This is a genomic window from Citrobacter sp. C1 (assembly GCF_014596895.2).
Classification (GTDB): domain Bacteria; phylum Pseudomonadota; class Gammaproteobacteria; order Enterobacterales; family Enterobacteriaceae; genus Citrobacter; species Citrobacter gillenii.
Genome location: NZ_CP115035.1, coordinates 3,708,338 through 3,732,962, shown reverse-complemented (window position 1 = coordinate 3,732,962; position 24,625 = coordinate 3,708,338). Strand labels below are relative to the sequence as shown.

Annotated in this window: 15 protein-coding genes; 10 read left to right on the top strand and 5 right to left on the bottom strand. The window is 52.5% G+C overall.

Going from position 1 to position 24,625, the window contains the following annotated elements:
* Nucleotides 1–24 precede the first annotated feature (24 nt).
* The 3 genes from IB214_RS18050 to cusR form a co-directional block, all read right to left on the bottom strand.
* Nucleotides 25–351 (bottom strand): copper-binding protein, encoded by a 327-nt coding sequence (locus tag IB214_RS18050; RefSeq protein ID WP_117342172.1) that lies wholly within the window; start codon nucleotides 349–351, stop codon nucleotides 25–27.
* Nucleotides 352–495: 144 nt separating this feature from the next.
* Nucleotides 496–1,947 (bottom strand): Cu(+)/Ag(+) sensor histidine kinase, encoded by a 1,452-nt coding sequence (locus tag IB214_RS18045; RefSeq protein WP_117342173.1) that lies wholly within the window; start codon nucleotides 1,945–1,947, stop codon nucleotides 496–498.
* On the bottom strand, nucleotides 1,937–2,620 hold the full coding sequence (gene cusR, locus IB214_RS18040) for a copper response regulator transcription factor CusR (protein ID WP_096757976.1): 684 nt from the start codon (nucleotides 2,618–2,620) through the stop codon (nucleotides 1,937–1,939). The genes IB214_RS18045 and cusR overlap by 11 nt, the downstream gene beginning before the upstream one ends.
* Nucleotides 2,621–2,801: 181 nt before the next feature.
* Here cusR and IB214_RS18035 point away from each other — a divergent pair, with 181 nt between their 5' ends.
* From IB214_RS18035 to IB214_RS18020, 4 genes are all read left to right on the top strand, one after another.
* Nucleotides 2,802–4,184, top strand: coding sequence for an efflux transporter outer membrane subunit (locus IB214_RS18035; protein WP_117342174.1), 1,383 nt, complete (start codon nucleotides 2,802–2,804; stop codon nucleotides 4,182–4,184).
* 32 nt (nucleotides 4,185–4,216) lie between these two features.
* Complete coding sequence (gene cusF / locus IB214_RS18030) at nucleotides 4,217–4,564, top strand: cation efflux system protein CusF (RefSeq protein WP_115259162.1); 348 nt, start codon at nucleotides 4,217–4,219, stop codon at nucleotides 4,562–4,564.
* A gap of 75 nt (nucleotides 4,565–4,639) precedes the next feature.
* On the top strand, nucleotides 4,640–5,941 hold the full coding sequence (locus tag IB214_RS18025; RefSeq protein ID WP_117342175.1) for an efflux RND transporter periplasmic adaptor subunit: 1,302 nt from the start codon (nucleotides 4,640–4,642) through the stop codon (nucleotides 5,939–5,941).
* A gap of 11 nt (nucleotides 5,942–5,952) precedes the next feature.
* Nucleotides 5,953–9,096, top strand: a complete 3,144-nt coding sequence (locus tag IB214_RS18020; protein WP_117342176.1) for a CusA/CzcA family heavy metal efflux RND transporter — start codon at nucleotides 5,953–5,955, stop codon at nucleotides 9,094–9,096.
* A 43-nt stretch (nucleotides 9,097–9,139) separates the two neighbouring features.
* On the opposite strand, the gene rclR is transcribed toward IB214_RS18020, so the two are convergent.
* Nucleotides 9,140–9,994, bottom strand: a complete 855-nt coding sequence (rclR, locus tag IB214_RS18015) for a reactive chlorine-specific transcriptional regulator RclR (protein WP_117342177.1) — start codon at nucleotides 9,992–9,994, stop codon at nucleotides 9,140–9,142.
* A 236-nt stretch (nucleotides 9,995–10,230) separates the two neighbouring features.
* Between rclR and rclA the strand changes: the two genes are divergently transcribed.
* The 6 genes from rclA (at nucleotide 10,231) to IB214_RS17985 (ending at nucleotide 15,093) form a co-directional block, all read left to right on the top strand.
* A complete protein-coding gene (rclA, locus tag IB214_RS18010) occupies nucleotides 10,231–11,556 on the top strand; it encodes a reactive chlorine resistance oxidoreductase RclA (RefSeq protein WP_117342178.1) in 1,326 nt (441 codons plus the stop codon).
* Nucleotides 11,557–11,733: 177 nt separating this feature from the next.
* The gene (rclB, locus tag IB214_RS18005; protein WP_188249372.1) at nucleotides 11,734–11,970 is read left to right on the top strand and encodes a reactive chlorine resistance periplasmic protein RclB; all 237 of its coding nucleotides are present in this window, start codon (nucleotides 11,734–11,736) and stop codon (nucleotides 11,968–11,970) included.
* A gap of 11 nt (nucleotides 11,971–11,981) precedes the next feature.
* Nucleotides 11,982–12,542 carry a reactive chlorine resistance membrane protein RclC gene (rclC, locus tag IB214_RS18000; RefSeq protein ID WP_115259157.1) on the top strand — a complete coding sequence of 187 codons (561 nt, stop codon included), beginning with the start codon at nucleotides 11,982–11,984 and terminating at the stop codon, nucleotides 12,540–12,542.
* A 388-nt stretch (nucleotides 12,543–12,930) separates the two neighbouring features.
* Nucleotides 12,931–13,626, top strand: coding sequence for a pilus assembly protein PilZ (locus IB214_RS17995; protein WP_117342180.1), 696 nt, complete (start codon nucleotides 12,931–12,933; stop codon nucleotides 13,624–13,626).
* A 21-nt stretch (nucleotides 13,627–13,647) separates the two neighbouring features.
* Entirely contained in the window at nucleotides 13,648–14,229 is a 582-nt protein-coding gene (locus IB214_RS17990; protein ID WP_170973020.1) for a LuxR family transcriptional regulator, read from the top strand.
* A gap of 96 nt (nucleotides 14,230–14,325) precedes the next feature.
* On the top strand, nucleotides 14,326–15,093 hold the full coding sequence (locus tag IB214_RS17985) for an EAL domain-containing protein (protein ID WP_117342181.1): 768 nt from the start codon (nucleotides 14,326–14,328) through the stop codon (nucleotides 15,091–15,093).
* A 145-nt stretch (nucleotides 15,094–15,238) separates the two neighbouring features.
* Here IB214_RS17985 and IB214_RS17980 read toward each other — a convergent pair whose 3' ends face one another.
* A complete protein-coding gene (locus IB214_RS17980; protein WP_117342182.1) occupies nucleotides 15,239–24,592 on the bottom strand; it encodes an autotransporter outer membrane beta-barrel domain-containing protein in 9,354 nt (3,117 codons plus the stop codon).
* Between the last annotated feature and the right edge of the window lie 33 nt (nucleotides 24,593–24,625).

The window sequence follows — 24,625 nt, the reverse complement described above, 5'->3', positions numbered from 1 at the left end:
TATTCATCCAGAATAGTACATTAGTTATCCCTGTGCGGGGATCTGTTGGCGATGTTTTTCTGCCTGTTGCTGATGTGAAAACGCATGACCGTTATTCATTGACTCATGTACAACCATTGCTTTTTCATGCTCATCCATTTGTGAAAATGACGGCGCAACGGCCTTAGTGGACTGACTATTACGTGCTTGCGTCTGATGTGCCTGCACCATTTTCTGATGGGCAGGGGCATCGCTATTATTCATCATTTCATGGGCCATCGCCGCCTGTTGATGGGTATCAACACTTTCTGCGGCATTCACGCCAGCTGAGATAAAAAATGCAATAGCAAAAAAAGAAGACATCTTGTTCATCATATTTCTCCAGTATGGGTTTACGGAAGAAATGATAATAAGCAGGCGCGCTCAGCGAGGTGACAGAATTATGACGGTTACGTCAGAGAATCAATAAAAATGCCAGCAGGTCAGCGGATGGCACATTCGTGCCACCCTGCAGGGCTAATTTGCGTGTTTTGGCAGTGTCAGAATAAAGCGGGTAGCGCGGGTGTCAGAGGTGACCGCCACCTTTCCCTGATGGGCCGCGACAATTGATTTCACAATCGCCAGGCCAATGCCGCTCCCTTCACCTTTACGCTGTCGTGATGGGTCTACGCGATAGAAACGGTCGAACAGTCGCGGCAGATGCTCCGCGGCGATGGGCGTGCCGGGATTCTCGACAATGATGTGCACCTGTTCGTCCGCCTCTTTTACCCGTACGGTCACCGACTGGCCCTTGGGAGTGTAACGCATGGCGTTCGACAGCAAATTGCTCAGGGCTCTGCGCAGCATTAACGGATCGCCAGACACCCAGCATGCGCGGCCCTCAAAGCGTAAACTCACCTCGCGCTCTTCTGCCCACGCCTCGAAAAAGTCAAACACCTTACCGACCTCATCCGCCAGGTTGAGTGCCGTCTTTTCCGGGATCAATTGATTATTGTCCGCCTGTGCTAGGAACAGCATGTCGCTCACCATCTTCGACATTCGGCCAAACTCTTCGAGATTAGAATAGAGCACATCTTCCAGCTCTTTCTGGCTACGGGGCTGGCTAAGTGCGATTTCCGTTTGGGTGACCAGATTGGTGATGGGGGTGCGGATCTCATGGGCAATATCCGCTGAGAAATTAGACTGGCGTTTAAACACATCCTCGATGCGTTCGATCATATGGTTAAACGACCCGACCAGCTGCTCCAGCTCTATCGGTACGGCCTGGGGATCGAGGCGGACATCGAGATTCTTGGAGGTAATGTTCTGGATACGGCGACTGACGTTACGGATCGGTTCATGACCTTTATAGACGGCGAACAATACGATGAAAATAATCATCATGCTGATCAGCGACGCCGTCATAATTAGCTTGTTTTTCAGATCGTTAATATAGTGCAGATGAAAGTCTATCGATAACGCCATATACAGCGTCCAGGCCGGTTTGCCGTCCGCTAACTGGCCTACCGGCAAACGAATCATGCGCCAGTTGGAGGGCGTGTTTTCTCCGTGATCGTGATTTTGCGTGCGTAGCATGGGGCCGGAGATTAAAAAGACATTATTATTACCGGCGTTTTTATCCGGTTTCGCATGGGTAATAAACTGACGCAGATCCGGCGCACCAGGTGAATGGAAAATGGCTTTTTGGTTAGCATCTTCCAGTGAAATAATAACGTTAGAGTAACCGGAAACCACGTTTTTTAAGATTTCCAGCCGCCGGGATTCCGGTTCGTTGGGTTGATTAAGGATCCGTTCCAGCGTGGTGCTGATCTCTCTTAAATCGTTGATATCCTGCTCGGCAAAATGGACTTTCACCGAGTGGATCATTATCCAGGCGAAGGCGAAAAACGAAGCGATGGTTGCCAGGCTGATAAAAAAGGTCAGTCGCGTGGCCAGCGAAAAAGGGCGCTGCAGGCGTTTAATAGCCATCCGGTACCTCAAGCATATATCCCACACCGCGTACGGTCTGAATCAGCTTCGGTTCAAAGTCATTATCAATTTTGGCACGCAGGCGCTTTACGGCGACGTCAATCGCATTGGTGTCGCTGTCAAAATTCATGTCCCAGACCTGTGAGGCAATCAGCGAGCGGGGTAATACTTCCCCTTGATGGCGCAGGAAAAACTCGAGCAGCGTAAATTCTTTGCTGGTAAGGGTAATGCGGGTGCCACTGCGGGTGACTTTTCGGCTGACCAGATCAACCATTAAATCCGCAACCTGAAACTGACTTTCGACAATCACTGCCGCGCCACGGCGCAGCAGCGTTCTGACCCGAGCCAGCAGTTCGGCAAAGGCGAAGGGTTTCACCAGATAATCATCCGCCCCCAGTTCCAGGCCTTTGACCCGGTGTTCAATCGTGCCCAGCGCGGTGAGGAGAAGAATCGGCATGCCTTTGTTAGCGCTGCGCAACATACGCACGATATCCCAACCGTTCACGTCAGGCAGCATGATGTCGAGGATGATCAGGTCATAATCGCCGGTCATGGCCAGGTGATACCCGTTCAGGCCGTTATCCGCCAAATCGACAACAAAACCGGCTTCCGTCAGGCCCTTCGTCAGGTATTCGCCGGTTTTTTTCTCATCTTCGACGACCAAAATCTTCATCACATTCTCCTTCACCCACTGGCTGTGCGGGTTTCAATTCTAGAGAAGCGGGATCGGATAGCAATGAGTTATTGGGAAAATGACAGCTTTGTCATTTTCCTGTCACCGCTTAAACAGAGTCGATTCGGTAAGGTGCACGGTAATAAATTCACATTCCAGTCCGGTTTGGACGAAAAGAACTATGTGCAAATTTAAGCTTCTTACTCTCAGCGTTGTTTTTATTCTGGCCGGTTGTTCGCTGGCGCCGGAGTATCAGCGTCCGGCAATGCCGATACCGCAGCAATTTTCGTTGAGCCAGAATGCGCTGGTACCGGCACCACAGGGATACCAGGATACGGGCTGGCGCACCTTTTTCGTTGATGATCAGGTGAAAACGCTGATTGGCGAGGCATTGCTGAATAACCGTGATCTGCGCATGGCCACCCTCAAGGTTCAGGAAGCGCGAGCACAATATGGGGTGACAGACGCAGACCGCTATCCGCAGCTTAATGCTGGCTCCAGCGGTACCTATAGCGGCAAATTTAAAGGCGAAACCAGCACGCAGAAAGAATTTGAGGCCGGGCTGAATCTCAGTTTCGATTTGGATTTCTTCGGTCGCCTGAAAAATATGAGTGAAGCCGAACGACAGAATTTCTTTGCCAGTGAAGAAGCGCGTCGGGCGGTGCATATCTTATTAATTTCCAATGTGTCGCAAAGTTATTTCAACCAACGACTGGCTTACGCGCAGCTGAAAATTGCCGAAGAGACGCTGCAAAACTATCAGCGTTCATACGCTTTTGTTGAGAAACAACTGTTAACCGGTAGCACCAACGTGCTGGCGTTGGAACAGGCGCGGGGCGTAATTGAAAGCACGCGCGCCGATATCGCCAAACGTAAAGGCGAACTGGCGCAGGCGAATAATGCGCTGCAACTGTTGCTTGGCACCTACGGGAAATTACCGGATGACCGGGCACGCAGCCACGGTGATATCAACGCGGTGGCGCTGCCGCCGTCGCTGCCATCGCAAATACTGCTTCAGCGACCGGATATTTTAGAAGCCGAGCATGCATTAATGGCGGCAAATGCCAACATCGGTGCTGCACGGGCGGCCTTTTTCCCGTCCATTACCCTCACCAGTTCGCTATCGGGTAGCAGCAGTGACCTCTCCAGCTTATTTAATGCCGCCAGCGGCATGTGGAATTTCGTACCCAAAATCGATATTCCGATTTTTAACGCCGGACGTAATCAGTCAAACCTCGATTTGGCCGAAATTCGTCAGCAGCAGTCGGTGGTGAATTACGAACAAAAAATCCAGAACGCGTTTAAAGGAGTGGCGGATGCGCTGGTGTTGCGCCAAAGCCTGGCAGATCAAATTACCGCTCAGCAGCGCTATCTGGACTCTTTGCAAATCACGCTGCAACGCGCCAGAGCGCTCTATCAACATGGTGCGGTGAGTTATATCGAAGTACTGGATGCAGAGCGTTCTTTATTCGCTACCCGGCAATTACTGCTCGATCTTAATTACGCCCAGCAGGTTAATGAAATTAAGCTGTTTGCTGCCTTAGGCGGCGGCTGGGTTGAATGATATTTAATTATAAATTCTCAGGAGTATATGACATGAAAAGTACCGCTAAAGCCGCTTTGTTTACTGTGTTGTCTGTGGTCATGTTTAACGCTCAGGCCAATGAGCATCAGCATGGCGAGATGATGAATATGCAGCCCGCTACCCAGCAGGAGCAAGTCATCAGCGCCACGGGCGTGATTGAATCTATTGATATGGCGAGCAAAAAAATCACCATCAAGCACGAACCTATTCCGGCGGTGAACTGGCCTGCGATGACCATGCGATTTACGCTGGTCCCGGAAACGAAGGCTGATGATATTAAGCCCGGCGATAAGGTCGCCTTTACCTTTGTTCAACAGGGAAATCTCTCTGTATTACGTGATATTCACGTCAGTCAATAACGCAGTCGCAGGTCTCTTTTATTCTCACCCGTTTTCTCTGAACGCGGGTGAGACACTCGCGCAATGGAAATCACTATGGCGTCTTTAAATATTAAAAATACCGCGCTTATTCTTGCCAGCATGATTGTCGGTGGGGTTATTGCCGTCGGTATCTATCCTTATTTGTCATCAGCAAACGTCCCGACTGACAGTGGCCCCGATGCGCAAAAAGAAGCGCGTAAAGTCCTGTTCTGGTATGACCCGATGTATCCGAATACCCGTTTTGATAAGCCGGGTAAATCGCCGTTTATGGATATGGATCTGATCCCGAAATATGCCGATGAAGAGACCGCGAGCGACGCCGCCGCAGGGGTGCGAATCGATCCGACGCAAACCCAAAATCTGGGGCTAAAAACCGAGGCCGTACGTCGTGGACCGCTGCAGTATGCACAAACGTTCCCGGCCAACGTTAGCTATAACGAATATCAGTTTGTGATTGTGCAAGCCCGCTCAGCGGGATTTATCGAAAAAGTGTATCCGCTGACTGTCGGCGATAAAATTAAGCAAGGCGCGCCGCTGATTGATCTGACCATCCCCGACTGGGTTGAAGCGCAGAGCGAATATCTGCTGCTGCGCGAGACCGGCGGTACCGCCACTCAAGTCGACGGTATTCTCGAAAGATTGCGTCTGGCCGGGATGCCCGAACAGGACATCCAGCGCTTAAAATCGACGCGGAAAATTCAAACCCGCTTCACCCTGCGCGCGCCCATCGATGGGGTGATCACCGCCTTTGATTTGCGCACCGGCATGAACATTTCGAAAGATAACGTGGTAGCAAAAATTCAGGGCATGGATCCGGTGTGGGTCAGCGCATCGGTCCCGGAGTCTATCGCCTGGCTGATTAAAGACGCCTCGCAGTTTGCGATTACCGTACCCGCCTGGCCGGATAAAACATTCACCATCAGCAAGTGGAGTATTTTGCCGAGCGTGGATGCCACGACGCGTACCCTCCAGTTACGTTTGCAGGTCGAAAACCCTGACGAGGCACTCAAGCCGGGGATGAATGCTTACCTCAAGCTGAAAACACAAAGTGAGCCGATGCTGCTGATCCCGTCCAAAGCGCTGATTGATACGGGCAGCGAGCAGCGGGTGATCACCGTGGATAACGACGGACGCTTTGTGCCGAAGCAGGTTGCCGTATTCCATGAATCTCAGGGGCTAACGGCTATCCGCTCCGGTCTGACGGAAGGTGAGAAGGTGGTCTCCAGCGGCCTGTTCCTGATTGATTCCGAGGCGAATATCGCCGGGGCGTTGGACCGCATGCGCGCCCGGAAGAGTGGGACGCCAGACGCCGCGGCTATGCCCGCAATGCCGACCCCGGCGACCCATTCACACTGAGGATATAACACATGATTGAATGGATTATTCGCCGCTCAGTGGCTAACCGTTTTCTGGTGATGATGGGGGCGTTGTTCCTCAGTATTTGGGGAACATGGACCATTATCAACACCCCAGTAGATGCACTGCCGGATCTCTCTGATGTGCAGGTGATTATTAAAACCAGCTATCCGGGACAAGCGCCACAAATCGTTGAGAATCAGGTCACTTATCCTCTGACCACCACCATGCTGTCGGTGCCTGGTGCGAAAACGGTGCGCGGTTTCTCGCAGTTTGGTGACTCTTACGTGTATGTCATTTTTGAAGACGGCACTGACCCTTACTGGGCACGCTCCCGTGTACTGGAATATCTCAACCAGGTGCAGGGAAAACTGCCCGCAGGCGTCAGCGCGGAAATGGGGCCAGATGCCACCGGCGTCGGCTGGATCTTTGAATATGCGCTGGTGGACCGCAGCGGCAAACACGATTTGGCCGAACTGCGTTCTCTGCAGGACTGGTTTTTAAAGTATGAGCTGAAAACGATTCCCAATGTCGCAGAAGTGGCGTCGGTAGGCGGCGTGGTCAAAGAGTACCAGGTGGTTATCGACCCGATGAAGCTGACGCAATACGGTATCAGCCTGGCTGAGGTGAAATCGGCGCTGGATGCGTCTAACCAGGAGGCGGGTGGCTCATCCGTGGAGATGGCGGAAGCGGAATACATGGTGCGTGCCAGCGGGTATCTGCAAACCCTCGATGACTTCAATACTATTGTGCTGAAATCCGGGGCTGACGGTGTGCCGGTTTACCTGCGCGATGTTGCCCGCGTGCAAATTGGACCGGAAATGCGCCGTGGCATCGCCGAACTGAATGGTGAAGGCGAAGTGGCGGGCGGCGTGGTGATCCTGCGCTCGGGTAAAAATGCACGTGACGTAATCTCCGCCGTCAAAGCCAAACTTGAGACGCTGAAAAGCAGCCTGCCGGAAGGCGTTGAGGTAGTTACAACATACGATCGCAGTCAGCTTATCGACCGCGCGATTGATAACCTGAGCTACAAGTTGCTGGAAGAGTTTATCGTTGTGGCGCTGGTGTGTGCGCTGTTCCTGTGGCATATCCGCTCGGCGCTGGTCGCCATTATTTCCCTGCCGCTGGGGCTGTGTATTGCGTTTATTGTGATGCATTTCCAGGGACTGAACGCCAACATTATGTCGCTTGGCGGCATCGCCATTGCTGTAGGGGCGATGGTTGATGCCGCGATTGTGATGATTGAGAACGCGCATAAGCGGCTGGAAGAGTGGGCGCATCAGCATCCGGGAGAAAAGCTGGATAACGCCACGCGCTGGCAGGTGATCACAAACGCCTCGGTGGAAGTGGGACCGGCGCTATTCATCAGTTTGCTGATTATTACCCTGTCGTTTATCCCTATTTTCACCCTTGAGGGGCAAGAAGGGCGACTGTTTGGCCCGCTGGCGTTCACCAAAACCTATGCCATGGCTGGGGCCGCATTGCTGGCGATTGTGGTGATCCCAATCCTGATGGGATTCTGGATCCGCGGCACGATCCCGGCGGAAAGCAGTAACCCGCTTAACCGTTTTCTGATCCGCATTTATCATCCGCTGTTGCTGAAGGTGCTGCACTGGCCGAAGACCACCCTGCTGGTGGCGGTGTTGTCGATCCTGACGGTTATTTTCCCGCTCAATAAAGTCGGCGGCGAGTTCTTACCGCAGATCAACGAAGGTGACCTGCTGTATATGCCGTCGACCCTGCCGGGGATCTCGGCGGCGCAGGCGGCGGATATGCTGCAAAAAACCGACAAGCTGATCATGACCGTGCCGGAAGTGGCGCGGGTATTTGGTAAAACCGGTAAGGCTGAAACCGCTACCGATTCCGCGCCGCTGGAAATGGTTGAAACCACCATCCAGTTGAAACCGCAGGATCAGTGGCGTCCGGGGATGACGATGGACAAAATCATCGAGGAACTGGATAAAACAGTCCGGCTGCCGGGCCTGGCGAACCTGTGGGTACCGCCGATTCGTAACCGCATCGACATGCTGTCTACCGGGATCAAAAGTCCAATCGGGATTAAGGTCTCGGGTACCGTGCTGGCAGACATTGACGCCACGGCAGAGCAAATCGAAGAGGTGGCGAGGACCGTGCCGGGCGTCGCGTCCGCGCTGGCGGAACGTCTGGAAGGCGGGCGCTATCTCAGCGTCGATATTCAACGTGAAAAGGCCGCGCGTTATGGCATGACCGTAGGTGATGTACAGCTGTTCATTACCTCGGCAGTCGGCGGCGCGATGGTGGGCGAAACGGTGGAAGGGATTGCCCGCTATCCGATCAATCTTCGCTACCCGCAAAGCTATCGCGACAGTCCGGAAGCGTTACGACAATTGCCGGTCCTGACGCCCATGAAGCAACAAATCACGCTGGCGGATGTGGCGGATGTGAAGGTTGTTTCAGGTCCGTCGATGTTGAAAACCGAGAACGCACGCCCGACCAGCTGGATCTACATCGATGCCCGCGATCGTGACATGGTCTCGGTGGTAAACGATCTGAAAAAAGCGATTGCCGAAAATGTCCAGCTAAAACCGGGGACCAGCGTGGCGTTTTCGGGCCAGTTTGAGCTGCTTGAACGCGCCAGCCATAAGCTCAAACTGATGGTGCCGATGACGCTGATGATCATCTTCGTGCTGCTGTATCTGGCGTTCCGTCGTTTTGGTGAAGCGTTGCTGATTATCACCAGCGTGCCGTTCGCACTGGTGGGTGGGATCTGGTTCCTCTACTGGATGGGGTTCCATATGTCGGTGGCGACCGGCACCGGATTCATTGCGCTGGCAGGTGTTGCCGCCGAGTTTGGCGTGGTGATGTTGATGTATTTGCGTCACGCCATTGAGGCGGAGCCCGCGCTGGAAAATCCGCAGACCTTTACGGTGGCTAAGCTGGATGAGGCGCTGTATCACGGGGCGGTGCTTCGCGTGCGCCCCAAAGCGATGACCGTGGCGGTGATTATTGCCGGCCTGCTGCCGATTTTATGGGGCACCGGGGCCGGGTCGGAGGTGATGAGTCGGATCGCCGCCCCGATGATTGGCGGTATGATCACCGCGCCGCTGCTGTCGCTGTTTATCATTCCGGCTGCGTATAAGCTGATGTGGCTGCACCGCCATCGTTCGCAGAAATAACGCCTGAATAGCGTTGCGCCGGAGAACGTAATACGGCGCAACGCTATTTTTCCAGCGCCTTGACCCGCTTTCTGTACTCACCCGGCGTGCAGCCGTATTCACGCAGAAAGACTTTGTGAAACGATGATTCGCTGGCATAGCCCACCGCCTCAGCAATCACGATCAACGGCCGTGAATCACGCGCTAACATCTGGGCGGCGAATTGCAGACGCAATGTGGTTAAGACCGCGAGCGGCGTGGAGTTTGAGACTTCACGAAACAGTTGCGCGAAGCTGGCCCGCGACATATGCGCGCGCTGCGCCAGCTCTTCGACAGTCCACGGATGAGCGGGCAACTCCAGCATCAGGTTAGCGATAACCCCCAGTTTGGGATGCAGCAGCAGATTCAACATGTTTTTGCCCGGCGCGGCCCGTGTCAGCCACTCGCGTACAGCAAGGGTAAACAACGTGGCGCATTGCTGGCTGCATACCACCTCAGAACCTGGCAGCGTGCTCATTGATTCCAGTTGCAGCAGTTCAATCATGGCTCTCAGCCACTGACCAACAGGGCTATTTTCCTCGGGGGCCAGAATGAGCAATTCCGGCAGTGCGGTTAAAAAATAGCGTGAAGATGCCTGCAACCGTAGGCTTCCGCAGACGAGATGCGTTTGTTCCTCGCCTGACTGGCACAGCCTGTGGGCGGAGTTTTGTGCCAGCATAACCACTGCGCCAGGATGCAGCGTGTAGGACGAGCCGTCCGGGAGATCAAGCTGAGCCGCACCCTGAGTTACCGTATGCCAGCGAATAACCGACAGCTCTCCCGCCGCATGTGGCAACTGCCAGTCTCTGCTCAACAAGCAGTTTTTATCAATAGACCCCTGCGGGTCATTAAGCGTTAATAATCGGCTAAGCGCGTCCATCAAGACTCCTGAACAATTTTATACCCTTAGGGAGATATCGCCATTATCGCTATAATTTTATATTAAATTAATACCATCAAATGGTTAGTTGGAAATATGGTTTGTGCTTTCAAAAATTTGCATGGTTCACTTTAGACGATTTGACATAAATAAGCGCGTTATGGATACGCTGTTCATGTTCGTCAGTCCTTATACTTCGGGTTAACAAATGAACAGTGATTTTGCAAAGAGGCAGTATGAATCAGTATCAGGCGATCATTATTGGTTTTGGCAAAGCAGGTAAAACGCTGGCGGCGACGCTGGCAAAAGCAGACTGGAAGGTGGCGATTATTGAGCAGTCCAACACCATGTATGGCGGGACATGTATCAATATCGGCTGTATACCCACTAAAACACTGGTGCATGATGCCGAAATGCAGCATGACTTTGCCGCCGCAATGCAACGCAAAACAGACGTTGTTCGCTTTCTGCGTGATAAAAACTTCCATAACCTTGCCGGTCTGGACAATGTCGATGTGATTGAAGGGCGCGCTGAGTTTGTTGACAACCATACTGTGCGGGTCATCCAGGCGACCCGCACGCGTGAACTTCGCGGCGAGAAGATTTTCATTAATACCGGTGCGCAGTCGACGATGCCTGATATTAAAGGATTATCCAGCACACCTGGCGTATTCGACAGCACTGGATTGCTGAATCTGGCGCAGCGTCCTCAGCGGTTGGGGATTTTGGGCGGCGGGTACATTGGCGTGGAATTCGCGTCCATGTTTGCCAATTTTGGAAGCAAGGTCACTATCTTTGAAGCCGCGCCGCTATTTTTACCGCGTGAAGACCGGGATGTCGCTGATGCCATTGCCCACATTTTGCGCGACAAAGGTGTCGAGCTGATTCTGAACACCAATGTACACTCTGTATCGTCCCAGGACGGTGCGGTACAGATACAGATGCCAGAAGAGACGCATTCGGTGGACGCGCTACTGATCGCCTCGGGGCGTAAACCGGCAACGGAAGCACTGCAACTGAAAAATGCTGGCGTGGACGTCAACGATCGGGGCGGAATTATCGTGAATAGATATCTGCGCACCTCGGCAGATAATATCTGGGCCATGGGCGACGTGACTGGCGGATTGCAATTTACCTATATCTCGCTGGATGATTTCCGCATTGTGCGCGACAGTTTATTGGGCGATGGGTTGCGCAACACCGGCGACCGCCAGAATGTGCCGTATTCCGTGTTTATGACACCGCCGCTTTCTCGCGTGGGGATGAGTGAAGCGCAGGCCAGAGCCAGCGGGGCGGAGGTTCAGATCGTGACGTTACCCGTTACGGCGATCCCGCGGGCTCGGGTGATGGATGATACTCGCGGTATGCTCAAAGCCGTGGTTGATGTGAATACCCAACGGATATTAGGTGTCTCGCTATTGTGTGTAGATTCACATGAAATGATTAATATCGTTAAAACCGTTATGGATGCCGGATTACCCTATACCGTTTTACGTGACCAAATATTTACCCACCCGAGCATGAGCGAATCATTAAACGATCTATTCGCATTAGTTAAATAATAAAACGCTGTGTCTGCCTTTTTGCCCCACCCGTGTGGGGCTTTTTTTATGCGTGTAGCACAGTACCTAAATAATACGTATGAACAGTTATTCTGGCGTTACGGATGGCAATAAATAGAATGTGTGAGTTTATTATATTAACACTGAATTGACTGGTTAATGGAAATAGAAATGAATATGTTGAAAGCAACTTTACTGATGACCACTTTACTGACTGCACCTGTCACGTTTTCCGCGCTGGCGCAGTCGCCAACCGAAATTGCCCACGTTAGCGTGTCAGCCATCTCAGCCGCGCCTTCTGTGATTGAGGAGGCCATTGCAAAGCTGGCGCAGGAGAAACAGGCATCATCGTGGAAAATCACCTCAATGCGTATTGACAGCAGCACTTACGCTACGGCGATTTTGTACAAGTAAGGGCGGTTGGTATGGAAAAATATCTTCGCTTACTGGGCAAGGCCGATCGCATCGGATTAACCCTGATTCGCCTGAGCATCGCCATTGTGTTTATCTGGATTGGATTATTAAAATTCGTTCCATACGAAGCCGACAGTATTACGCCATTCGTGGCCAACAGTCCGCTAATGTCATTTTTTTATGAACATCCACAAGAGTATCAGCAGCATTTGACGCATGAAGGGGAATTTAAACCGCAGGAGCGGGAATGGCAAGCAGCGAATAATACCTACAGCTTCTCTAATGGACTGGGCGTGGTTGAGATAATTATTGCCTTGTTGGTGCTGGCAAATCCGCTCAGCCGCAGGTTGGGATTAATCGGCGGGATTCTGGCATTCGCCACACCGATTGTCACCCTGTCTTTTTTAATCACCACGCCGGAAGCATGGGTTATGCCGCTAGGCGATCTGCACCACGGTTTCCCGTATTTATCGGGGGCCGGGCGGCTAGTGTTAAAAGATACATTAATGCTGGCGGGTGCAGTAATGATTATTGCGGATTCAGCTCGGACCCTCGTTAAGCAGCAGTACTGATTTTCTCACGTTGTACCCTCTGTAAGATAGTATGCCACTAGAGTTTAATACGGTAATTACCGGAGCCAGCATGATGCTGGCTTTTTTTTGCCATAAGCTAAATTCGTTATCCCCAAACCCCTGCTGAAAACGCCTTGTTATTCTTTTTTGTTATGCTTGTTGCGCAACTTCGCGTGGTTTTAGACTTCACTTCAGCTAGAATTAACCCGTATCAAACGTTTTTACATATCAATAAAACATTAAAGATAGTTAAAAACTTAAATTTTTATCAACAGTTTGACATGGAATCCACTAAGGTAATTAAGCGCCAGGAGTGGATGCTGATTTCGTGTTTTTGTCTGCGAACAAGACCGGAACATTTCTTAAATATGGAAATAAGGGTTTGAGAATGAGCTTTGGATTAGCAAAGGACAACAAGTTTGAAATCATAGCGATCCTGCGCGAAGAGTTGCACAAGAAGACTAAACTGGAAGTCTTATGTGAAAACAACAGCGTTATCACACAGTTAGAAAAGATTGATTTCGAGCGCTTTGTGCTTTCTCCGCACAAAGACATCGTTCCTGAAAAGGTCCAATACTTCATCCTGCACAGTGATAGCGGGATTGTTAAATTTAGCGCCAGATACGAACAGGCGTCCGCAGGTGATGCGCAAGCAGGGTTGTCGTACCTTATCCCGGATATGATTTTCTTTGCGCAACAGCGACAAAATCAGCGTTTCTCCTTCCTCAAGGGCTATGATTTTTTCTGTTCTGGTCGTTACAAAAACGGCGAAAATTACTCACTGAAGGTTAAAAATATTTCTCAGGGGGGCTGCGCATTAATCGTTAAGGATGTGAATGCACGATTCCTTTATAAAGATGCGGTTATTAAAGGTGCCGCCCTGGATTTTGATGTGTTTGGCAGTTTACTGCTTGATCTCAAAGTGATTGATGTCGTCATGATCAATGAGTTTGATGATGATAATCAGTTGTACTCCTGCTACCAGATATCGTGCGAGTTTGACTATAAGAACCGTCGTGAAGAGGCGGAAGTCGAGAAAATAATCATCAAATTTTTAATGAGTAATAAGATTCGAAGTTTATAAGGAACGGTGAACAGGATGTTGATGTGCGGCACTGATAATTTTGTGGGCAGCGGTATGTTCGCCTATCTGACAAGTAAACATATCCCTATCAAAACATTCCCGTTTGAGGATATGTTGCAGCAATCATCATTGTGCCAACATCAAACAATGGTTTTTAATATCATTAACAATGAACAACCGTGTTCTGCAATTGTGCAGTTTTTGAATAAAAACCGATTTAAATTTTATAATAACGTTATTGTCATTGTCGCTGACAGTTTGGTGGCGAAATTATGTGTTGAGTTATTATATGTGGAAAAGACCATTGTCCTGACGGAAAAATCATCACTGCGTGATTTTGGACAACTGGCTACGCTGGCGGTTGGGAAATGGAATCCCCGACTGTATCGGTCGCAGAAAAGGCTCACGGAAAGAGAACAGCAGATCCTCAATCTGTTGGTAAGTGGTTATACTGCCAGAGAAATTTCTGAATTAGTCAGTTTGAATTATAAAACGATTCAAGCGCACAAGATGCGGGTCGTTACGAAACTGGGACTGGCCAATACCTCTGATTTAAATAAATTAATTATTAGGTTTACCCATAGCTTGTCTTTTTTACCCTGATCTGAATATTCTTTTCTGATGTGAAATACGTAAAAGTAGATACAATTTGGGAGTGATTTCGACTGGTTTTTGTTGTGGTGATGGGGGGGAAGGGGTGTGTTAGATTCCAGTGATGTGCTAACGGCGCTTGAAAAAGCATTCAATACCAGTCAGCTTTATATGGTTTATCAACCTATTTTTAACTTACAAACCCACACTATTAGTGGGTTTGAAGCGTTAATGCGTTGGAATAGCCCACAGATGGGCATGATCTCCCCTGATGTTTTTATTACGGTGCTGGAAAATAGCGGCAATATATTTTCCATAGAGGAGATGGTAAGCAACCCTCCATGGGACATTGCCGCCTCCTGGCCAGACCCTCTTTCTCTCTCTGTTAATATTTCTGCCCTTGAATTCTGCGATCCACTGCTCCCACAACGAGTCAGACAAAATCTCGCCGCCAGTGGACTGCCTGCTCATCGATGCCAAATAGAGATCACGGAAACGTCGCCGTTGTGCGACAGCCAGATAGCCGCTAAAAACATGACAGAACTGAAGGCGATTGGGGTGAAGCTGGCGCTTGATGATTTTGGTACCGGGCACGCTAACCTTAATTATCTGCTGAAGTATCCGTTTGATACCTTAAAGATTGATAAAGAATTTGTTGCAGGCATCGAGCCCGATACCCGATCGGCAAAGATCGTTGAGGGTATTATTTCATTAGCGCACAATTTTGGCATTGAAGTGCTGGCTGAAGGGGTAGAAACCCATGCCCAGTTAGAACGTTTGACGCTGATTGGCTGCGATAAAATTCAGGGTTTTTTCATCTCCCCTCCGGTGATGGCCGAAGACATTCCCGCACTGTTAACCCAATTTAGCCGTTAATCACTCTCTCCCTGGGCTATAACGCCTTTTTCCTGATGGCGGCGCACGCGCGTTATCCGGACAACCGCCGGACAACCGATGTTGATTCCCTCGCGCATAAAAAAGCCCTCTGTAATAACAGAGGGCTGGCTACGTTTACGTTAGATTAAAACGATTTCTTAAAGCCAATAGATGCATTCACCGGGGCTTCAATCTGCGACTTACTGCTGCCGTTGCTGAATTGCGTACCCAATTCACCGTAGACCTGCACATTCCGGTCAATAGACCAGCTCAGACCGGCGGCGACTTCGGTGCTGGAGTACTGCTGTGACGATTCCAGCGTAGTGGTGGCAACCGCATTGCTAAACTGCGTCTTGTCTTTTGAACCCAGACCCTGCCAGACGTTCACCCGGCCGTAAGGCTGGAATTTGCCGTGGTTGGTATCATAGTCTGCGACCAGACGCACACCCAGACGCGCGGTAAACGAATCGGCGGTATCCATCTTGACCTTCGTTTGGGTGACGCCATCCAACGTACTGTTATCGAAGTTGCTGTACTGATAGATCAACTGCGCCTGAGGCTCCAGACTCCAGGCGCTGGCGCCTAAACGGAATGACTTGCCCACTTCCGTTGAGGCCGTCAGCGTATTGCCTTTCACCGTGTGCGAGCCGTTATTTCCGGATGCCGACAGACGGGATTTATGGTTACCGTACTGCAGGACGTTGTCGACATACATTCCGTCATCCGAGAACCAGGTGGCATAACCGCCAACATAAAACGCGTTGTCATCGATATTACCGCCTTTGCCATCGCTGCCGGTTTTGGTGCCTTTAACACTGCTGTCGATGTCGAGCACGCTGGCATACATCCCGGCTTTCCAGCTTTCATTGGCGTACATATCGACGCCGACCTGGATGCCCATGGTATGTGAATTGGTTTGTGTCCCTGTCGCATCATCCAGCTTGGTTTTGCCGGAGTAACCAATCATTCTGGCCCACGCGCGGTTATCTTCATCAATACCCGGTTTCACCTCGTCACCCATACGCTGGTGCATGTTACCCAGCAGGCTGATGTCACCCTGGCGAACGACGCTGGCGAGGCCGGAGTACAGCATGGTTTCCGGACGGTATTCGCTTCTCAGATACCAGTTTTCACCCTGACCTTGCGCGTTACCGGCGTGCAGTTGGTACTCAAATGCACCCGCAGCCATGCGTTCAGCGGCAAGATGGAAGGCGTCTCGCGAGGTCTGCGCGGTGGTGGTGGCGCCATTCAGCGCGGTGACCACTTCGATGCCGTCACCCACGGTAGGCGCGCCGAGGCCGGAGCCGTCAACATCAAGCAACGTTTTCCCGCTGGCTTTACCGCCGTCGATAATCAGGCGATCGGCGATACCCGCGCCGCGACCATTCTGCGTGGCTGCCATGTTGATAGTGCCTTTCTCGCCGGTGTAGTCTCCTTTGACGGTTAAGGTTGTACCAATTTGCTGACCGATAAGCGACACATCGCCGCCGTTACTCAGCCCGGCTACCGTCTGGTTGTAGCCTTGGGTGTTAAGCGTAGTGTCCGCAACCACATAGTGGTGCGACGCCGCGCTCAGGGTGTTGGTATCACCCGCTTGCAGCACGCCGTGGGTAATCAGCGTTGCGCCGCTGTAGCTGTTTTTACCCTGCAGCTCGGTGGTGCCGTTGCCGGTCTGGTGCAGTTGACCTTTGCCGCTGATATCACCGGTTAATGCCAGGGTATCAGCGCGATTGACGCTGAGCACGCCATTATCAACGATATCACCCTGAATGCTGCCGATATCGCCGCCGGTGCCGAGTTGTAATACGCCCTGGTTGATGGTGGTACCGCCGGTGTAGGTGTTATCCAGCGTCAGGGTCAGTGAACCTTTGCCGGTTTTAATCAACTGACCATGACCTTCGACTTCGGTCAGCAGGGATACATCGTGCCCGTTGGTGTCGAACGTCCCGCCACCGGATTCCAGCGTTACCTGACGTGCGGTATCGAACGCGTCGCCATATTTCAGCGTACCACCATTAAAGGTGATGCCAGTATCTGCTGCGCCGAGGTTGGTATCACCGGCTACCTGAAGCGTACCTGAAGTGATAGTGGTGCCACCGCTGTAGGTATTGTCGCCCGTGAGGATCAGCGTACCAAGATCGCCTTTATTCAGACCGCCGGTGCCGCGGATCACGCTGTCAATGGTGGCGGTGTAGTTAACGCCGTCTACCGTACCATCGCCAACGCGGATCAGCGTATTGGCGGTATCGGTGGTGATAGCCTCTCCGCCGACGCGATAGCCGTCGGTGGCGAACTGTGCACCGCTGATGATGACGTCGCCTTTGCTGTTATCGACCGTCACATTGCCCGCCTCGCCCTGGAAGACGGCAAACGCGGCATCGGTAAATGGCGCGTTCAGCGCGCCTTCTGGCGTGGATTCATCGGTGGTCCAGTTGTCATTCCCCTGGCTGGATTGCCAGATCCCGTCGCCACCGTTAATCACGCCGTTGTTTTTCAGGTTGCCGTTCTCACCGCCGGTGCCGTCCCAGAAGCGCAGCGTTAGCCCGGCATGGTTGACCAGGTTTACCTGATTTTTAACCGAGGTTTGTACATACAGGCTGTCCGCGGCTTCCGGTGCGTTAGCAATATCCATCACGTTATTGGTCAACGTGCCGGTATAGTTGATCACGCGATAAACCCCAACGTCAAAACTGCCGTTCGGTGAGGTCTCGATGTTGAGCTTGCCGTCAAGCGTCAGATCGCCGTTGACATCAATCAGATCGTTGAAAGCTCCGCCTGGGGTATAGGCCTGACCAAACTGATAATCCAGCTGTGCGTTATCGCTTAGCGTCAGCGAACCGGTGGTCAGTTTACCGACGCTGTTGATGGCCGCACCGGCGGTAATGTGACCGTTATCCTGCACATCCACCGCGCCGCCGATAATGCCGTTACCGCCGAGCGTAGCGCCGGTTTTCACCGTGACCTGGCCGGTTGCGGCAGACTGATTACCGTTGACCAGCAGCACGCCCTGGTCAACATCCGTGATGCCGGTCCAGGTGTTGTCGCCGGTCAGGGTCAGCGTACCGTCGCCGATTTTCACCAGGCTGCCGTCGTTGCCGCTGATAACGCCGCTGATAGTGTCAGCCAGATTTAGATTACCCAGCGACAGTTGCTTGTTACCCAGCTCGACATTACCCGCACCGGACAGTGAACCGATGGAGGTGGCGCTGTTGACTGCGCTGACATCCACCAGGCCGTCCGCCAGGTTTTTGACCACCGTATTTTCCGCCATCGCGTTATCAGCCGCGGTCATCAGGCCGCTGTTGTTTACCGTGGCATTGCCGCCGCTGGCGTTGTCTTCCAGTGCCAGGGTGCTGTCTTTCGCTACGTTGACCGTCGCGTTAGCGGCGGTGGCTTTATCGCGTAATACTGCTTTCGCTTTACCTGTCAGATTCAGGTTGGCGCTGGCGGCAGTGACGGTATCGGCCAGCGTTAACAGACTGTCGGCGATGTTCATGGTCAGCGATGTCAGGCTGGTGTCTGCACCATTGATGTTCAGCGTTGCGCCGTTATTGACGTTAACAGTGCTGCTTTCATTGCTGCCGAACGCTCCGGTTTTGCTGACGTTAACCGTCACATTATGGCTATTTCCGGTCCCGGCAATTTCGGTTTCCCCTTGGTAGCTGTTGGCGCGGTCAAGCGTTAAGGTACTGCCCGCATCGCTTGAGCTACTGGTCACTTTCAGCTTGCCATCACCGGTAATATCGCCGGTTGGGGTGAAATGGTGCGAATTGAGATCAAATACCGCCGCGTTAGCATTGGCGCCCAGCTCGATGGTACGGTTGCTGGTCAAATCAGCGCCCAGTTGCAGCGTGGAGGCGTTATTGATGACCAAATCCGTGCCACTCTGACCGAGGTTGCTGTCGGCGGAGATTTGCAAGGTGCCGCCGTCAATACGCGTGCCGCCGCGATATTCGTTATCACCGCTGAGGATTAGACGGCCGAGGTCGGTTTTCACCAGCGTCAGCCGATCGCGGGCGCTGGCCTCGCGAAGGATAGATTCAATGGTCGCGGTATAGTTTTGTCCCGCGCCACCGGCCCCGACGCGCAGCAGCAGTTCACCGGTGCCCGGCGTTTGACCCGCATGTGTGGCCGTTTCGGTGGTGGCATAAGCGTTGAGCGCATCGCCTTTCACGACATAGCCGTCGGCGTCAAACTGTGCTCCGGAGAAATTGACGTCACCTTTGGCGTCATCCACGGTGACGGTACCGCCTTTGGTGGTAAACACGGCGAAGGATTTCTGCGCCCACGGCGCGTTGCCCTCGCCGGTGGCCGTTGTCCAGTTGTTGTCGCCCTGATCGCCAATCGCCATCCATTTGCCATCGCCGCCGTCAATCTTGCTGTCGCCTTCAATGCCCGATTTACCGTGACTTTGGTTGACGGTTGCGCCGTCCCAGAATTGCAGCGTGACGCCGTTGGCGTTGACCAGGTTAACCTGTTTGTCGATAGAGGTCTGGACAAAAATGTTGTTCTTATCCTGACTGTCTGGCACCGCGCCCAGCTCCAGCGTCCGGTTATCCAGCGTGCCGCCGTAGTTATAAATACGGTACACACCCGGTCCAAAATTACCGCCCTGAGACGTGGTGACGTCCAGCGTCCCGTCCAGTTGCAGGTTGCCGGTGACTGTAATCAGGTCATTCAGCGCGCCACCCGGCGTATACGCCTGACCCAGCTCGAAGGCGGAGGTGGTTTTGCTGCCCAGTTGCAGGCCGCCGTTAATGGTTAATGTTCCCGCACCGCCGTCACCCGCGCTGAGGGTCGAGGCGTCGTTCATCAGCACGTTGCCGCCGATAGTGCCGTTACCGCCAAGCGTGGACATGCCGCTGACGGTGGTTGCGCCCGTAGCCGCACTCTGATTACCGTTTACCAGCAGAGTACCGTGGGTGACGGTGGTGTCACCGGTATAGGTGTTATTGCCCGCCAGGCGCGTAATGCCACCGCCGATTTGCTGCAGCGCGCCGATACCCGAAATCACGCCACCGAGCAGCACATTATTGGCGCGATTAATCGCCAGTACGCCGTTGTCGAGGATGTTTGATACGGCGCTGACTTCGCCGGTATCGCCGCCGGAACCTAACTGCAGCGTCCCAGTTTGATCAATGGAGGTGGAACCGGTGTAGGTGTTGTTGGCGGTGAAGATCGTAGTCCCACCTGCCGCACGTTCAAATTTCCCGTCACCGCTGATGACGCCGTTGTAAATTTGCGCGGCTGACGTATCACCCTGGGTATCAAAGATAACCCTGCTGCTGGTGCCCTGGGTTTTCACGTCATAATTGCCAATGGTCGCGGCGGTGCTGGTGGACTCGACGTGGTCGCCGGTACGCAGCGTTGCACCATCGTTTAAGGCAATGGTTTTGCTCGCCAGACTCAGATTTTCAACGACGCGGACATCCGCGTTTGAGCCGGTAATGGTCAGCGAGTTCCAGCCGGTGCCAATGTTGGTGCCGGTAGTCTGGTTATCGCTGTTCAGGCTGCCAATTTTCGCACTGTCGCCGTGGGTGTTGGTGAAGGTGAGGGCATTGCCCGTACCCGCTGCGGTAATGATGTGGCGTGTTTTGTCCAGCGTCACATTGCCGATGCTGGCTTTATTGTTGCTGCCGGTGCCGGCGAAATTCACCTCGCCCGCAAAGGTGCCGCTTTGCCAGTTAAAGGTGTCCGTGCCTTCACCGGTGTTGATCACGCCGCTGGTGATACCTTTGCTGATATCAATGGTGTCATCGCCTTTACCAGACTGAATGGCTACGGCCGTGTCGTTGATGGCCTGCAAGGTGCCGGTGTTGGTGATTTTTTTATTGCTGTCACCGCTGGCATCAATCACCGGTGCGCTGGTGCTGGCAGAGATAATTTTGCCGCTATTGCTGACGGCGCGGACGTTCTTCGCGATGATCGCCGAGCCGCCTGCGCCGTCACGTACATTGATATCGGCATTGGTGGTGAGCGCGCCATCGGTATTCGCGCGAATACCGCTGCCTTCAGCCTTAAGGACCTCAATGGTATAGCCCTGACCTATGCTCAGGTCTCCCGTCGTTGCGTCGCCATTGCGTTGTTCAAAAGCGAAGCCAGTGCCGCTCCCGTTGACGTTGAGGATATTTCCGGCGCTGTCTTTATCGGTCATGGTGAGTGCCACGCTGGTGCGGATCCCCGCGCCATCGTTGGAGTCAATGGTCACGTTGCGCAGCAGGATATTGTTGTTGTTGGCATCGTTTTGAATGCCTGCGCCAGTTCCATCGGCGCGGATCATCACGCTTTGCGCGGACAGCGCGCCGGCTTTATCGGCGAGTCGAATACCGTCAGCGGAGCCGTTGGTAGTAATACTGTCACCGGAAATGCCATTAATCAGTAAACTGGCACCTTCAGTCAGTAGAACACCGGCAGTACCATCATCGACCAGGATTTGGCCCAGTTTATTAATCTGCGCACTGGCTCCCGAAGCCTGAACACCGATACCGTCACTGACATGCAGGGCTTTGTCGGAATTGTTGGTGAAACGCCCGCCTTGCTGTACATCAACACCGATGCTGTCGGTGCTGGCTAGATCGATAATGGCGTTGGCACCAAGGGTCAGATTGCCTTGGTTTCTTGCCACATAGGCAATAACCTCGTTACCGCCAGTTTCAGAGGTGATCTTCGCGTTTGAGGTGAGGGTAGTTTCAGTCGGGTTACCTTGCTCGTCGTCGCCATTCAACTGATGCGCCTGACCGTCAACAATCCCGGCAATGGTTCTTTCACCGGTTAAATTGATGGTGGTTTTATCGCTGATGTTACCTGTTGCGCCGCCTTCAATCAGCAGGGCTGCGGAATCGGAGCCTTTCACGCTAAACGTGGCTTCGCCGGTGTCTACACTACTACCTGCGCCGGTGGCGAGGACGCCGACGGAGTTTTTGCCGCTTAAGGTCAGGTCGAGATTGGAACTCGAATTATCTTTCGGGTTGGTCGTATTACCTGCAAGTTTTGCACCATTAGCGATACGAAAAATAGTGGTGTTAGCCTGACCGTTGTCATTCATCACCGCCTGACCAATGTTGGCGGTAGCCCCTTTGCCATACAGGTAATAACCAATCTGGTTGGTGCTGTTGAATAGTGGACTGCTCAGGGTGTCGACATTCGCGATGGCGTTATCACGCACGTGCACGCCGATGTTCCCGGCTTTGTTAAGTGTGATAGCGGAATCGACGTTGACCGTCGCCTGACCATTAACGCCACCCTCAGCCCAGATAGCGTAGTTACGGTTACCCACACCGCCGGTACCGTCTACCACAATAGAGCCTGAGTCGCTGGTGGTCACCAGGGCATTTTTTTTCGTCGCGCTGACGTGAATGCCGACGTTGTTGGTGCCATTGACGTTGATCTTGCCGTCATTGCGAATGATCTGACCATTTTCAGCGCCACTGTCACGAACAGTGATGCCGTAGTTCTTGATATTCCCTCCACGACCATCGCCATTGACCACGATATTGCCGGTATTCAGCACGTTGCCTGTCGCGTTGCCGATCAAGATCCCCGCAGCGTTGCGTACGCCGACGCCCAGCGTGATGAGACCATTATTGATAACCTCGCTGGCGCTTTTGGTCATGATCCCGGCGCTTGGGCTGGAGCCGCCTGGCAGGGTGGCATCCAGGGACAGGTCATTGGCGTCGCGGCCAAGATAAATAGAGGCATTCTGCGCGTTGGTAAAGGTCGCGTTGTCGGCGACTTCTACGCCAAAGGCGGTGCCTTTACCAAAGGATGCGCTGTTTTTGCTCCCGTCGACGATATTGATAACGCCGTTATTCACGCCCTGTGCAGTGTTGGACAGTTGCATGCCAATGGCCAACGTCAGCGAGGTATCAGGATCATCTTTACTCCAGGGATCGGCGGCAGAGGCGGTACCGAAGTTATCGGTGGTGATGGCCTGGTTGATGGTGCCGTTGTTGGTAATGGTGCTGGCGCCTTGTCCCTGCATACCAAATGCGCCATAGCTGTTGACCTTTTGATTACCGTCTTTATCAATAAACAACCCGGAGTTGATGGTGCCGTGGTTGGTAGCAGTGGCGTTTTTCGCCAGCATACCGATGGCCAGACTTTGCCCGCCGGAGGAACGCAATGCGTTCAGTTCGCCGAGGTTAGTGATAACCCCACCGTCAATGGCTTTCATTACGCCATTAATGCTGCCGTCAACGGCGATCATCGCACCTTGGTTCAGGGTGCCGGTAGTCCCAGCGCCGTTGGCATAGATGGCGTGCAGTTCACCACGCCCGGCGGTAGTGTTATTCGTATGCGACAGGTCGTCGGTCCAGACGTCATAATCCCAGGTGATAACGTCAGATTTTTTACCGGAACTAAGCACGTTTTCAATCAACTCGGCATACTTCGCTTGCGCAGCGGATACCGTCGTTATTTGGCTATTTTCGGCATCCAGCCACAGCTGGATCTGGCTGACTTTTTGTCCATCCGGTTTTTGTGCGGCGTCATCACTTTCGCCTAATAGCCAGCTATTGAACTCAGCCAGCTCCGCGGCCGTTGTAATCGAGAACGTTTTGGTACCTGTTTCGATAACCTCACCGGTGTCGTTATAACCGTAAGCCAGTAGCGTTACATCAGTGCCAAATACGGAGGTGGTTTGTGAACCGTTAAATGTTTCCGTTGGTACAACCGGGGCAGCGTTGAATTTTATGTAGTTATCGGACTTCCAGTTCACCTGGCTGTTGGCACCCTGCGCTTGCAGCAGTGAGGAGTCCTTGGCCAGCAATTCGATGGTATTGGCCTTGTCACGTACGTTAAGCGTGTCGTTGCCAATATTCAGATTGGCGATGCCTCCGTTTGTCGCCAGAGCAATACCAAATTGCTTATAGATTTGCGTTTGCTGTGGATCATAAGTGTTCAACACCGCATCACCGATTTGTGATTCGGTGATAAAACCGGCTAATGCGCTGGTATCGAAGACTTTAATGGGCTCGGGTTCTCCCGGAAGCGCCGGATCAAAAACATCAAAATCTGTGCTCTGCGAAGGTTTCGCCGATTGAGTATGAGTCAGGTATTCTGCCAGTTGCTCCACGGTGGAGATCGTTTTGACATTCTGATCGGGGCTGGTGGCTTTTAGGGTGATTTTTCCGTCTTGCAGCAGCTCTCTGATGGTGGTTGACTCCACAACGCCGCTTTGACCTGGGGCAATCGTTGGGATTGCGCCGCTGATGTTGAGCGCCTGACCAGTAGAGTTATCTTCATATAAGAAGCCATAATTATGAATTCCTTCATTTACCTCAGCTGAAATACCTCTCTGATAGTCAGTATAAATATTGTGCTCACCTGTATCGATAATCGGTGCCGCAGATGCCAGCATCGATGCACCGCTTAATGCACTGGCCGCCAGTACCGCGACAGTTTTACGCGAACTGCTTTTTTTCTTGCCTTTGGTTAATTCGGAAACGACAACCCAGATACCGAGTACCGCGTTCCAAATAATGCTGTAAACTTTATTCATATATAACCCTTATCTGCATTTTATATTGCATGC